Below are 11,743 nucleotides of genomic sequence, written 5' to 3' on the forward strand. Positions count from 1 at the left end.
CCAAGGTGAAACTCCGCGGCGTCCAGGTCGGGGTCGTCGGATCCATCGGCGAAGAGAACAACCTTGCGTCACTCAACCTGAAGATGGATCCCGGCCCCTTCCAATACCTGCCAAGCAACGTCGAGGCCGAGATCAAGTCGAGCACCGCCTTCGGCGCGAAGTACGTCAATCTGGTCGTGCCCTCGGATGGTGCGAGTCCCAAGCCTCTTGCTCCCGGCGCCGTCCTGCAGTCCCGCAACGTGACCGTCGAGGTCAACACCGTGTTCGAGAACCTGCAATCCGTGGTCCACGCCATCGATCCCGCGAAGCTGAACTCGGTGCTATCCGCGGTCGCGGACGCGGTCCGCGGCAAGGGCGAGGTCATCGGCCGGGCCATCACCGATGCCAACGACGTCCTGCTCGCCGTCAACCCCAGGATGCCGACCGTCAAGCGGGACTGGCAGCTGTTCGGTCAGACCGTCGGGGCGTATTCGGATGCGGCGCAGAACATCCTGTCCATCCTGGACTCGTTCTCGAAGACCAGTGGAACCCTCGCGAACAATGCCAACGCGCTCGATTCGCTGCTGCTGTCCGCGGTGGGATTCTCACAGTCTGGCATCAACGTGATCGGCGGCAACCAGCCCAACCTGGTCCGTTCTCTGAACACACTGGAGCCGACGACCGCGCTGTTGTTGAAGTACTCGCCGTCCTACACCTGCCTGTTCCAGGGCGCCCTGTGGTTCCTCGATCACGGTGGCCGGGATGCCCTGGGCGGCAACGGAAAGTCCGTCATCATGGACGCTGCGCTGCTGTTCGGTGACGACTCCTACCGCTACCCCGACAACCTGCCCAAGACCAACGCCACCGGCGGACCCGGCGGCCGGCCGAGCTGCGGCTCGCTGCCCGACGTGAGCAAGAACTTCCCGGTCAAGTCATTGATCACCGACACTGGCTGGGGTACCGGTCTGGACGTCCGGCCCAACCCCGGTATCGGATTCCCCGGCTATGCCAACTACCTTCCCGTCACCAAGGGCACGCCCGAGCCCCCGAGGGTCCGCTACCAGGGTCCGCCCGCGCCGGGACCGATTCCCTATCCGGGGGCGCCGCCCTATGGAGCACCCGAGTATGGGCCGGACGGAACGCCGCTGTATCCGGGCGTTCCTCCTCTGCCGGTGACGCCGCCGCCACCGGCACAGGGAGCGCCGTGAAGAGAAAGTCCATCGCGGGCACCTCGGCGCGGGTCGCGCTGTTCACCGCGATCTGCCTGGTCTTCATGTTCGCCCTGGTAACGGTGTTCGGGCAGTTCAGGTTTGACCCCAGAACCACGTACAGCGCTGTGTTCACCAACGTTTCGGGCCTCAGGGGCGGGAACTTCGTGCGCATTGCCGGTGTCGAGGTCGGGAAGGTCAGTGACCTGACCCTGCAGAAGGACGGCACCGTCACGGTGAAGTTCGCCATCGACAAGGACCTGACGCTGACCGAGGGCACCAAGGTCGTGGTGCGATACGAGAACCTCATCGGCGACCGCTATCTCTCGCTCGAGGACGGTCCGGGCCCGGTCCGGAAACTGACTGCGGGAGCGACGATTCCACTGACCCGGACATCGCCCGCACTCGATGTCGATGCGCTCATCGGCGGGTTCCGTCCACTGTTCCGCGCGTTGGATCCCGACCAGGTGAATGCGCTGTCGGGTGCGCTGCTGAAGGTGTTCCAGGGCCAGGGCGGCACCGTGGCATCGGTGCTGGCGCAGACCTCGGCGCTGACCACCACGCTGGCCGGCCGCGACCAGCTCATCGGTGACGTCATCACCAACCTGAACACCGTGCTCGGCACGTTCGCCGCTCGCGACGACCAGTTCTCCTCGGGATTGGACAAGCTGTCACAACTGGCTCAGGGCCTGGCCGACCGCAAGGCCGACATCGCGACGGGGGTGGCCTTCGTCAACGCCGCAGCCGGCTCCGTCGCCGACCTGTTGACGGTCGCACGCCAGCCGATCAAGGACACCGTGCAACAGACCGACCGATTCGCGGGTCAGGTCGAGGCCGACCACGCCTTCGTCGACGATCTGGTCAAGACGCTTCCCGACGCCTATCAGGTGCTGGCGCGCAACGGGCTCTACGGCGACTACTTCGGGTTCTATCTCTGCGATCTGGTGCTCAAGGTCAACGGCAAGGGCGGCCAACCGGTGTTCATCAAAGTGGCAGGCCAAGATTCGGGACGGTGCACGCCAAAATGAAGCGACCCACGATCAAACCACTCGGTGAGCGCAACAAGGTGGCCGTCGGCGTGGTTGGGACTCTCATCCTGGTTGCCCTGGTGGTCGCCGCGTTCTCCTACGACAAGCTGCCGTTCATCAAGCGCACGTCCGACTATTCGGCCTACTTCACCGAGGCGGGCGGCATCAAGCCGGGCAGTGAGGTGCGGGTGTCGGGCCTCGAGGTGGGAAAGGTCTCCGACGTCACCCTCGACGGTGACAAGGTGCTCGTCGACTTCACGGTCCGCAAGGACGTCGCGCTGGGTGACCGGACCGAGGCCGCGATCAAGACCGAAACCGTCCTCGGCACGAAGATGCTCGAAGTGACCCCCCGCGGCGACGGCAACCTGGCGGGCATCATCCCAGTCGAGCGGACCACCTCCCCCTATGACCTGCCAACGGCGTTGGGGGACCTGACCACCGCCATCAGCGGCCTTGACACGACCCAGCTCTCGGCGTCGTTGACGACGCTGGCGGATACCTTCAAGGACACCCCGCCCGATCTGAAGATCGCGCTGGAGGGGGTGGCGCGGTTCTCCGACACCCTCAACGGGCGCGACGCTCAACTCCGCAATCTACTGGCCAATGCCAACAAGGTGACCGGTGTGCTCGGCAAGCGCAGCGATCAGATCGCCAGCCTGGTGGTCAACACCAATGCGCTGCTGGCTGAGCTTCTCGCACAACGCGATTCCCTCGACGCCCTGATGAACAACCTCACCACGGTGTCTCAACAGATCTCCGGTCTGGTCGCCGACAACCGAACGCAGCTCAAGCCCGCCGTCGACAAGCTGAACGGTGTGCTGTCCATCCTGGACACCCACAAGGCGGAACTGCAGAAGACCCTCTCGCTGCTGCGGCGGTACGCGATGTCGTTCGGTGAGGTGCTGGGAGCCGGTCCGTTCTTCAAGGCCTCGCTGGTCAACCTGATTCCCGGCCAGTTCGCCCAGCCGTTCATCGATGCGGCGTTCTCGGATCTGGGTCTCGACCCCAACACGAAGCTGCCGTCGCAGCTGGTCGACCCGCCGACCGGTCAGCCCGGTACCCCGCCACTGCCGATGCCCTTCCCGCGGACTGGCCAGGGTGGAGATCCGAATCTGACTCTGCCCGACGCGATCACGGGCAAGCCAGGCGATCAGGGATGTGGCCCGTCCGGCCTGCCGCTGCCAGGACCCACCGGCTGCTACCCCTACCGGGAGCCGCTGCCTGCGCCGCCGCCCGGTGGGCCACCGCCCGGTCCGCCCGCCGAGTCAAGTCCGGTCTCCTCGGCCCCTGCGCCGTCACCGAGCCCGGTCTACCTCCCGGCGCCCAACGAAGTGCCGCCTTCTGGCGACGGGGGGCAGTGACCATGTCAGCACGCACGGCCCGGATCGCGACCGCGGCGAGCCTGGTGGTGATCCTCGCCATCGGCATATCGGTGGTGGCCACACCATGGTGGAACCGTGTCAGCAATGACACCTTCACCGCCTACTTCGCCAATGCCAACGGCCTGTACACCGGTGACGAGGTTCGAATCCTCGGCGTCGCCGTCGGACGCGTGGACGCGATCGACCCGCAGCCCGACAACACGAAGGTCACCTTCTCCGTCGACGCCAAGTACCCGGTGCCCGCCGACGTCAAGGCCGCGATCCTGTCGCCGTCGCTCGTCAGCGCCAGGGCCATCCAGCTGGTCCCGGCGTACACCGGCGGCCCGAAGCTGGCGACCGGCGCTTCCATTGCGCAGGACCGCACCGCGGTTCCCGTGGAGTGGGACGACTTCCGCGCGCAGCTGGAGAAGCTCACGGACTCCCTGCAGCCCACCGCCCCAGGCGGATCGAGCGCCGTTGGCGAGTTCATCAACTCCTCGGCAGCCAACCTGCGCGGGGAGGGTGACACCGCTCGCGATACGGTAATCAAGCTGTCGCAGGCAGTTTCGGTGCTCGGCGACCACAGCACGGACATCTTCAGCACGGTCCGCAACCTCCAATTACTGGTGTCGGCTCTGTCGTCGAGTAGTGACCTGCTCGCCGCGTTCAACGAAAACCTGGCCGACGTGACCACCGTGTTGTCCAACACTCCCAATGAGTTCGCCAACGCCACCAAGGGTCTCGACGGCGCGGTGTCCGACATTCGCGGTTTCGTCGCGGACAACCGCGAGGGCATCGGAGTGGCGACCGACCATCTCGCGGCCGTCACCCAGGCGCTCAACGACAGCCGCGCCGACGTCAAGCAAGTCCTGCACATCGCACCGACCGTCTTCCAGAACTTCATGAACATCTACCAGCCCGCGCAGAGCGCGGTCACCGGCATCCTGGCCCCCGTCAACTTCGCCAACACGGTCCAATTCATCTGCAGCGCAATCCAAGCCGCCTCGCGGGAGAACTACGAGCAATCGGCGAAGCTGTGCATCCAGTACCTGGCGCCGATCATCAAGAACCGCCAGTACAATTTCCCGCCATTGGGTTTCAATCCGTTCGTAGGGGCGGCGGCGCGGCCCAACGAACTCACCTACAGCGAGGACCGGCTGCGTCCCGACGCGCTGCCGCAGGCCCCACTGCCCGCCGAGGCCGGCACGCCGACCGACCCCAGCCAGGGACTGCCCGGCATGATGGTTCCGCCCGCTCCCCAGTCCGACGGCCCGCCGTGAGGCGCCAACTCGTCGCGGCGCTCGTCGTCGCATGCCTGTCCCTTGTCCCGGGCTGCCAGTGGCGCGGGCTGAACTCGCTGACCCTGCCTGGGACAGAAGGAGGCGGTGCCGGTTCTTACACCATCCAGGCGCAGCTGCCGGATGTCGTTGTGATTCAACAGAACACCCGGGTGCGGGTCGCGGACGTCAACGTCGGCAACGTCACGAAGATCGAGGTGCAGGACTGGCACGCGTTGGTGACCATGCGCATCGACGGTGACGTGCATCTGCCAGCCAACTCCACCGCCAAGGTCGGACAGACCAGCCTGCTTGGCTCCATGCACATCGAGTTGGCACCGCCGACCGACGAGGCGCCCCAGGGCGCGCTCAAGGACGGTTCGGTCATTCCGCTGGCCCGTGCCGGCACGTATCCCACCACCGAGCAGACATTGGCTTCGGTGGCGATCCTGCTCAACGGTGGTGGCCTGGGGCGGCTACAGGAGATCAACCAGTCCTTCGCCACCGCGCTGAGAGGCCGCGAGGACGACATGCGCAGCCTGCTGACCCAGCTGGACACCTTCATCGCGCAACTCAACGACCAGACCGACGACATCATCTCCGCCACCGAGAAACTCAACGCGTTGGCCGGGCAGGTGGCGGCGAAGGACGACACCGTGGACAAGGCGCTGACCACGATCCCGCAGGCGCTGGCCGTGCTGGCGGACGAACGCACCAAGATCGCGGACGCCGTCGACTCGCTCGGCAAGTTCAGCGCCATCGCCACCTCGACGGTCAATCAGACCAAGGACTCGCTGGTGCAGAACCTTCGCAACATCGCGCCGGTGCTGCGGTCCCTTGCCGACGCCGGGCCGGCTCTGACCAAGGGTCTGGACTTCCTCTCGACCTACCCCTGGGTGAAGAGCACCCTGGCCAACTGGTTCCGGGGCGACTTCGCGAACATCAGCCTCGTGGTCGACCTGACCCTGAGTCGGCTGGACAGCAGCCTGTTCACCGGGACCAGGTGGGAGGGCAACCTCACCAAGCTCGAACTGCAGTGGGGCCGAACGATCGGCCAGATGCCGAGCCCCTACACCGCGGAGAACCCTCTGATCGCGCCCTATCACTTCGGGGGTTACTGACATGCTGCGGCTGTCGCGCCGAGTGTGGATACAACTGGCGATCCTCGGCACGGTGACGATCGTCGCCTGCGGCATCATGGCATTCGGCTTCGTGAAGGTGCCTGCGCTGCTCGGGATCGGCCGCTACGAGGTGACGCTGGATCTCGCCGCCACCGGCGGGTTGTACGCCACGTCGGTGGTCACCTACCGCGGCGACGAGATCGGCAAGGTCGCCTCGATCGAGGTCACCAGAGACGGCGTTCGGGCCGTCCTCGACCTCAAGACCGACACCCCCGTCCCGTCCGACGTCACCGCGGCGGTACACAGCCGCTCGGCCATCGGCGAACAGTTCGTCGAACTCACCCCGAAGCGGGACAGCGCCGCAAGGCCGCTGCGCGACGGCGACGTCATCCCGGTCGGCAGGACGCAGATACCCGCCGACATCGGCAGCCTGCTCGATGCGACGAACACGGCGCTGCAGGCGATCCCGCAGGACAACCTGCGCACCGTCGTCGACGAAGCGGCCAAGGCCGTCGGCGGGCTTGGACCGGAGCTGACGCGCATCGTCGACGGGTCCACCGCGCTGGCCGCCGATGCGGGGAAGACTATCGATCCGCTGACGACCCTGATCGACCAATCGCCACCGGTGCTCGATTCGCAAGTGCAGACGTCGGATTCGATCGCTCGGTGGGCGGCGCGCACCGCGTCGATCACCGGTCAGCTCAAGGCGCAGGACACGGCCTTCGCGGACCTGTTGCAGCAGGGCGCCCCGGCGCTGAACGAGAGCAAGGCGCTCTTCGACCGGGTGGCCCCCGCCCTGCCGGTGCTGCTGGCGAATCTGGTCAGCCTCGGCGACATCGCGGTGACCTACCGCGCCGACCTCGAACAGCTCCTTGTCCTCTACCCGCAGGGCACAGCCGTCATGTCGGCGATCGCCGTCGCGGACTCCGGCACCAAGCAGGCGTACAAGGGCATCTACCTCGACTTCAATCTCAACCTCAACCTTCCGCCCCCGTGCAACACCGGATTCCTGCCCGTCCAGCAGCAGCGTTCGCCGTCGGACCAGGATTACCCCGACCGCACCAAGGGCGAGTTGTACTGCCGGATTCCGCAGGACTCCGGCCTCAATGTCCGTGGTGTGCGCAACATTCCGTGCGAGTCCAATCCAGCCAAGCGGGCGCCGACGGTCGAGCTGTGCGAGAGCGACCAGCAGTACGTGCCACTGAACGACGGTTACAACTGGAAGGGCGACCCGAACGCGACGCTCTCGGGGCAGAGCGTGCCGGAGCATCCACCGGGCGCGCCCGCGCCGCCCGGTGCAGCTCCACCGCCGCCGCCCGCGCCGCCGATCGCCGCGGTTCCGTACGACCCGGCGACCGGCGACTACATCGGCCCCGACGGAAAGCGTTACACCCAGTCGGATCTGGCCAACCCGTACCACCGGACGTGGCAGTCGATGCTGGTGCCGCCAGTACCGCCCGCCCCACCGGGCTGAACGCCGAGCGTGAACGTCACGACGGTCTGAGCGCGCGTAGCGTCGTCAGATTCACAATGGGCGCGTTATTTCTTTTCGCGCCAAGCTCTTTCGAAGGGTAGCCGCCAGGCGTTCGGTGCGATGAGTTGATGGATGGCGTTCGGACCCCAGGTGCCCGGCTGATAGGACTTCACCGGCGGTGGGTCCTCCAACAGTTGTGTCGAACGCTCCCACAGCGATTCGATGCCCTCCGCGGTGGTGAACAGCGTGTGGTCACCACGCATCGCGTCGAGGATCAGACGCTCGTAGGCTTCGAGCACGTCGCCGAGCGACTCGGTCTCCTGGGTGGAGAACTGCATGGACATCTTGTCGAGCTTCATGCCGGGGCCGGGCCGTTTGCCGTAGAACGACAGCGATACCTTGGACGCGTCGGCCAGGTCGAACGTGAGGTGATCCGGTCCTTGGGAGCCGACACCCGAGCCGGCCGGGAACATGGTGCGCGGCGCCTCCTTGAAGGCGATCGAGATGATGCGCATGCCCTCTGCCATCTTCTTGCCGGTGCGGAGGTAGATCGGCACCCCGGCCCAGCGCCAGTTGTCGATGCCGACCTTCAGCGCGATGAAGGTCTCGGTGTCGGAGTCGCGTGCGACGCCCACCTCGGTGCGGTATCCGGCGTACTGGCCGCGGACCACCTCGTTGCAGTGAATCGGAAGCATCGAACGGAAGACCTTGTTCTTCTCTTCGCTGATGGCGCGCGGTTCCAACGCGGTCGGCGGTTCCATCACCACGAAGGCCATCACCTGCAGAAGGTGGGTGACCACCATGTCCTTGTACGCGCCGGTGCTCTCGTAGAAGTTCGCCCGCTGGTCCAGGCCGAGCGTCTCCGGGATGTCGATCTGGATGTGGTCGATGAAGTTGCGGTTCCAGATCGGCTCGAAGAGACCGTTGGCGAAGCGGAACGCCAGGATGTTCTGTGCGGCCTCCTTGCCGAGGAAGTGATCGATGCGGAAGATCTGCCGTTCGCGGAACGTCTCGTGCACGAAGTCGTTGAGTTCAACGGCGCTGGCGAGGTCAGTGCCGAACGGCTTCTCCATCACCACCCGTGAGCGTTCCACCAGGTTCGCTTCCCTCAGCATGGTGATGACGGCCCGCGCGGCCTTCGGCGGAACCGAAAGGTAGTGCAGCCGTCTGGTTTCCGGCCCCAGTTCGCTCTCGGCGGCCGCCACGGCCGCGGCCAGCGCCTCGGGGCCCGCGCCCTGCGGCACGTAGGAGATCCGGCTGGCGAAGTGATCCCACTGATCCTTGGTGAGCTTGTGCGTGCCGAACGCGTCGACGGCCTCCTTCGCCAGCTTCCGGAAATCGTCGTCGGTGAGCTGTTCCAGCGACGTCCCGACCACCCGGATCTTGGGTGCGAGGGAGGACTGGATGAGGTAGGCCATGCCCGGCAGTAGCTTGCGCTTGGCCAGGTCGCCGGTCGCGCCGAACAGGACGATGACGTGGGGCGCGAGCGCTTCCTCATCGCGTCGGCCCGGACGGGCACCCGCTGCCGGATGGGCGATGGTCTGCGCTGTCTCGGTGGTCACGCATGCGATGTTTCCACCCCGAGGTAAACAGCGCAGGTTTCGACGCAGAAAGCGCTCGACGCGCGTCACCCGCTGGTTACTGTCGCGGCATGGCAACCAGTGATTCGCGCGAAGTGGTCATCGAAGCAACGCCCGAGGAGATCATCGACGTCATTGCCGACGTCGAGGCGACACCGGATTGGTCACCGCAGTACCAGAAGGCCGTGATCCTCGAGACCTATCCCGACGGACGGCCAAAGCAGGTCGAGATGACGGTCAAGGCCGCGGGCCTGACCGACAAGATGGTGATCGAGTACACGTGGACCGACAGCAGCGTGACGTGGACGCTGGTGTCGTCCGGTCAGCTCAAGGCGCAGGACGCCGGCTACACCTTGACACCCGACGGCGACAAGACCCGAGTCAGGTTCGACATGGCCATCGACCTGTCGATACCGATGCCTGGCTTCCTGCTCAAGCGCACCCTGAAGGGCGGGATGGAGACGGCCACCGACGGCCTGCGCAAGCAGGTCCTCAAGGTCAAGAAGGGTTGAGCACGGGACCCCTGGCCGGGGTGCGAGTGATCGAACTGGGTGGCATCGGACCAGGACCGCACGCGGCGATGATGCTCGCCGACCTGGGTGCCGACGTGGTGCGGGTGCGCAGACCGGATCCGGGCGAACGAGGCGACGGGGCGAGGAGACCGCTGACCATGCCTGCCGAGGGCGTCGACCTGCTGCACCGTGGCAAGAGAATCGTCGACCTCGACGTCAAGAACGATCCCCAGCTGCTGCTGGACTTGGCGGCGAAGGCCGACGTGCTGCTGGACTGCTTCCGCCCCGGCACCTGTGAACGCCTCGGCATCGGGCCGCAGGACTGCGCAGCGGTCAACCCGAGGCTGGTCTTCGCCCGCATCACCGGGTGGGGCCAGGACGGGCCGCTGGCGAAGACCGCGGGGCACGACATCAACTACCTCTCGCAGACCGGCGCTCTCAGCGCCATCGGCTACCGCGACCGGCCGCCGGTGGCGCCGCTGAACCTGGTCGCCGACTTCGGCGGCGGGTCGATGTTCGTCGTCCTCGGCATCGTCGCCGCGCTCTACGAGCGGGAACGGTCCGGCCAAGGACAGGTGATCGACGCGGCGATGGTCGACGGTGTCAGCGTTCTGGCGCAGATGATGTGGACCATGAAGGCGACGGGTTCGCTGAAGGATCAGCGCGAGTCGTTCCTGCTCGACGGCGGTGCGCCGTTCTACCGCACCTACGAGTGCTCGGACGGCAAGCACATGGCGGTCGGATCGATCGAGCCGCAGTTCTTCGCGCAGCTGCTCGACGGCCTCGGTCTGACACCCGACGAGGTACCCAACCAGTTCGACCTCGGTCGCTACGACGAGATGAGGGCGATCTTCACCGAGCGCTTCGCGAGCCGGAGCCGCGACGAGTGGTCCGAGGTGTTCGCGGGCACCGACGCGTGCGTGACACCCGTGCTGACCTGGACCGAAGCCTCGACCAACGAGCATCTCGCGGCGCGGTCGACGATCGTGACCAGGGACGGCGTCGACCAGGCCGCGCCCGCTCCGCGGTTCTCGCGCACCCCGGCGGGCCCGGTCGGCGCTCCCCCCGCCGGCACCACGCCACTGGGTGACGTCGGCTGGTAGAAAGAGTTAGCTGACCAAAGTGTTGCATGAGCACGCGGCGTTAATTACATTTGCTCCATGGCCATGAGAGCGTCGCGGGAGATGGTGTTCGACGCCTCGCCCGAGGCGATCCTCGACGCTCTCGCCGACATGGAGGAAGTGCCGTCGTGGTCGACGGTGCATCAGCGCGTCGAGGTGCTCGACCGATATCCGGACGGCCGCCCGCACCACGTCAAGGCGACCCTGAAGCTGATGGGCGTCACCGACAGGGAGGTCCTGGAGTACCACTGGGGCCCGGACTGGGTGGTGTGGGACGCCGAGGACACGTTCCAGCAGCGTGGTCAGCACGGCGAGTTCGTCCTCACCAGATTGGGTGACCAGACGCGGGTGCGGTTCGATCTCATCATCGACGTCGCGGCGCCGATCCCTGAGTTCCTGGCCAGACGGGCCAAGAGGATCGTGCTCGACTCGGCGATCGAGCGGCTGCGGTGTCGGGTGACGCGCACCTGCGGCTGACTTCTTCTGCGCACGGCGATTCGAAGGGAATGCGCTCGTCGCGACGGTCGGTTGTGGTGAAGATGCCCACCGGAGTAGTTCTCAATGCCAGTCCGACCGCTACCAACCTCGTCGACGACGTCGTCGAACAGGCCCGCCGCGCCTTCGACGTCGGCGTCCGTCAGATCTGGCTGGCGCAGCGGTTCGACTACGACGCGATCTCGCTCGCGGGTCTCGTCGGCGCCGCCGTGCCGGGACTCGGCGTCGGCACGTTCGTGGTGCCCGTCAACCCGCGCCACCCGCTGATCGTGGCCGGCCTCGCGCAGACCGCGCAGGCGGCGGCCCACGGGAACTTCAGCCTCGGTCTTGGCCTCGGCGCGCACGCGCCCGAACAGCAGGCGTTCGGGACGGCGTGGCCGAATCCGGTGGGTCGGCTCAGGGAGCACCTCGAGATTCTGCGGTCGATCTTCGACACCGGCGCGATCGACTACCACGGGACCGAGTTCACCGCGGCTCCCGAATGGCCGGTCTCGCTGCCGGGCGGCACCCCGATTCCGACGTACGTTGCAGCCATGGGGCCCAAGGCATTACGGGTGACCGGGGAACTGGCCGACGGCACGCTGCCC

General features: G+C 66.4%; 11 protein-coding genes. 10 read left to right on the forward strand and 1 reads right to left on the reverse strand.

Annotation, left to right across the window (positions count from 1 at the left end):
- The 6 genes from ACRDUX_RS36280 to ACRDUX_RS36305 all read left to right on the forward strand — a co-directional run.
- Nucleotides 1-1,187 (forward strand): MCE family protein (locus ACRDUX_RS36280; RefSeq protein ID WP_526421600.1); only part of this gene is annotated, 1,187 nt, incomplete at its 5' end.
- Nucleotides 1,184-2,215: an MCE family protein gene (locus ACRDUX_RS36285; protein WP_526421602.1), complete on the forward strand. Its 1,032-nt coding sequence runs from the start codon at nt 1,184-1,186 to the stop codon at nt 2,213-2,215. The genes ACRDUX_RS36280 and ACRDUX_RS36285, both read left to right, overlap by 4 nt.
- Nucleotides 2,212-3,576 (forward strand): MCE family protein, encoded by a 1,365-nt coding sequence (locus ACRDUX_RS36290; RefSeq protein ID WP_526421604.1) that lies wholly within the window; start codon nt 2,212-2,214, stop codon nt 3,574-3,576. Before ACRDUX_RS36285 ends, ACRDUX_RS36290 begins: the two co-directional genes overlap by 4 nt.
- On the forward strand, nt 3,573-4,856 hold the full coding sequence (locus tag ACRDUX_RS36295) for an MCE family protein (protein WP_526421606.1): 1,284 nt from the start codon (nt 3,573-3,575) through the stop codon (nt 4,854-4,856). The genes ACRDUX_RS36290 and ACRDUX_RS36295 overlap by 4 nt, the downstream gene beginning before the upstream one ends.
- The gene (locus ACRDUX_RS36300; protein WP_526421608.1) at nt 4,853-5,974 is read left to right on the forward strand and encodes an MCE family protein; all 1,122 of its coding nucleotides are present in this window, start codon (nt 4,853-4,855) and stop codon (nt 5,972-5,974) included. Before ACRDUX_RS36295 ends, ACRDUX_RS36300 begins: the two co-directional genes overlap by 4 nt.
- Before the next feature lies 1 nt (nt 5,975).
- Nucleotides 5,976-7,448 (forward strand): MCE family protein, encoded by a 1,473-nt coding sequence (locus ACRDUX_RS36305; RefSeq protein WP_526421610.1) that lies wholly within the window; start codon nt 5,976-5,978, stop codon nt 7,446-7,448.
- Nucleotides 7,449-7,513: 65 nt separating this feature from the next.
- Here ACRDUX_RS36305 and zwf read toward each other — a convergent pair whose 3' ends face one another.
- A complete protein-coding gene (zwf, locus tag ACRDUX_RS36310; RefSeq protein ID WP_526421612.1) occupies nt 7,514-9,010 on the reverse strand; it encodes a glucose-6-phosphate dehydrogenase in 1,497 nt (498 codons plus the stop codon).
- Nucleotides 9,011-9,099: 89 nt separating this feature from the next.
- On the opposite strand from zwf, the gene ACRDUX_RS36315 reads away from it, so the two are divergent.
- The 4 genes from ACRDUX_RS36315 to ACRDUX_RS36330 all read left to right on the forward strand — a co-directional run.
- Nucleotides 9,100-9,540 (forward strand): SRPBCC family protein, encoded by a 441-nt coding sequence (locus ACRDUX_RS36315; RefSeq protein ID WP_526421614.1) that lies wholly within the window; start codon nt 9,100-9,102, stop codon nt 9,538-9,540.
- On the forward strand, nt 9,537-10,643 hold the full coding sequence (locus tag ACRDUX_RS36320) for a CaiB/BaiF CoA transferase family protein (protein WP_526421615.1): 1,107 nt from the start codon (nt 9,537-9,539) through the stop codon (nt 10,641-10,643). The genes ACRDUX_RS36315 and ACRDUX_RS36320 overlap by 4 nt, the downstream gene beginning before the upstream one ends.
- Before the next feature lie 57 nt (nt 10,644-10,700).
- Nucleotides 10,701-11,138 (forward strand): SRPBCC family protein, encoded by a 438-nt coding sequence (locus tag ACRDUX_RS36325; RefSeq protein ID WP_526421617.1) that lies wholly within the window; start codon nt 10,701-10,703, stop codon nt 11,136-11,138.
- 62 nt (nt 11,139-11,200) lie between these two features.
- Nucleotides 11,201-11,743, forward strand: a 543-nt coding sequence (locus ACRDUX_RS36330) for an LLM class flavin-dependent oxidoreductase (protein WP_526421619.1), incomplete at its 3' end; no start/stop codon positions are given.

Source organism: Mycobacterium sp., assembly GCF_050701675.1.
Classification (GTDB): Bacteria; Actinomycetota; Actinomycetes; order Mycobacteriales; family Mycobacteriaceae; genus Mycobacterium.

What these genes read in the sequence shown, in the direction of transcription:
- ACRDUX_RS36305 (WP_526421610.1), top strand. Translation starts at nt 5,976, where the DNA reads ATGCTGCGGCTGTCGCGCCGAGTGTGGATACAACTGGCGATCCTCGGC.
- ACRDUX_RS36325 (WP_526421617.1), top strand. Translation starts at nt 10,701, where the DNA reads ATGGCCATGAGAGCGTCGCGGGAGATGGTGTTCGACGCCTCGCCCGAG.
- ACRDUX_RS36315 (WP_526421614.1), top strand. Translation starts at nt 9,100, where the DNA reads ATGGCAACCAGTGATTCGCGCGAAGTGGTCATCGAAGCAACGCCCGAG.
- ACRDUX_RS36290 (WP_526421604.1), top strand. Translation starts at nt 2,212, where the DNA reads ATGAAGCGACCCACGATCAAACCACTCGGTGAGCGCAACAAGGTGGCC.